Annotated in this window: 2 protein-coding genes; both read left to right on the top strand. The window is 25.8% G+C overall.

Annotation, left to right across the window (positions count from 1 at the left end):
- Positions 1 to 253 (top strand): hypothetical protein (locus tag L4B77_RS20055; RefSeq protein ID WP_429752622.1); only part of this gene is annotated, 253 nt, incomplete at its 5' end.
- A 12-nt stretch (positions 254 to 265) separates the two neighbouring features.
- Entirely contained in the window at positions 266 to 1141 is an 876-nt protein-coding gene (locus tag L4B77_RS20050; protein WP_429752620.1) for a hypothetical protein, read from the top strand.
- Positions 1142 to 1205 lie beyond the last annotated feature (64 nt).

The following is a 1205-nucleotide window of genomic DNA, read 5'->3' as shown; positions in this document are numbered from 1 at the left end:
AAATATTTCAGTTAATAATAGAAAATCACAAGAATTAAAATCAAAAGTTAAAAAAGAAAAGAAATCAGCTAATAAACAAAAAGAATCTTTATCTAATAAATATAAGAATTTGGAAGCGAGTATTGATAGAGAAAACGGTGATATCTCAGCAATAAAAGACAAAGAAACTAAATTGAAAACTTCATTTGATAGTATTGATGATTTTAAAAAATCAATAAATAATACTTATAGAAATAACCAAAGCTCAAAATAATTCATCGAAAAGTTGAATGGTTTAGGTATAGAAATACAATATCTTCACAGGAAAAATGGGAATGGTGGAATAACTTTCATCAGTGATAATTTTTCTTTATCTGGTGGTAAAGTTAATTCAATGCTTACGTTCGGTAAAATAAAAAAGAACAATCCAGAGTTGTTCAAATTAATAACAGGTCAAAGTGATTTATTAATTTTGTCTTGTGGTAATTCAAATAATAATAAAATAAATATTAAAAGTATAAATGATAATTACAAACAAAAAATTGACAAACACGGTAATACTTTTATTTATTATGAGCATAAAGATGAAGAAAAATACCCAAGAAACTTTAACCTTAAACTTTCAGAAGATAAAAATAGAATTTCATTTGGTCAAAGAAGTAATGACCACGACATTAAATTATCGTATGACCTAGCAAAACAAACTGGTTGGACCAATGCTTGTTCAGATAGCAAAGAGCTAATTCAGAAATGTATGAAAGTTGCTTTTAAAGAAAACCCAGATGATTTATTCTTTTTTCAAACGAATGAACCAAGCTTAAAAATTGATGAGCTAAAAGAAATCACAACATATAAAACATTGTCAGATGATAATTTAATCAAGTTATATGATAGTGGGGTTGTTGTTCCTGAAGATAAAGAGAAGTTGAAATCTTATATCATTCAACAATGTGCAAGAAAAGACTACCCAGTTGATAGAATCAGTGATTGTTTAGATAAAAATAAATCTTTAAAAGATACTTTTGAAGAAATGAAAAGTAGTAATAATAGTGGTGGTCATAATAAACAACAATTACATACACAATCTAAAAAACTTAAAGGTAAAAGTATTAATTCACAATCACCAAAACTAACACCTTTCAACAATCCTAATCATAATTAATCTGTAAATCATCTACTATATTTGAAAGATCACGTTCATAAGTATCATAATAAAACTTATAGTG

This window comes from Vibrio minamisatsumaniensis (assembly GCF_050337445.1).
Taxonomy (GTDB): Bacteria; Pseudomonadota; Gammaproteobacteria; order Enterobacterales; family Vibrionaceae; genus Vibrio; species Vibrio artabrorum.
Note: the sequence above shows the minus strand (reverse complement) of the source record. Positions and strands in the feature narration are given on the sequence as shown.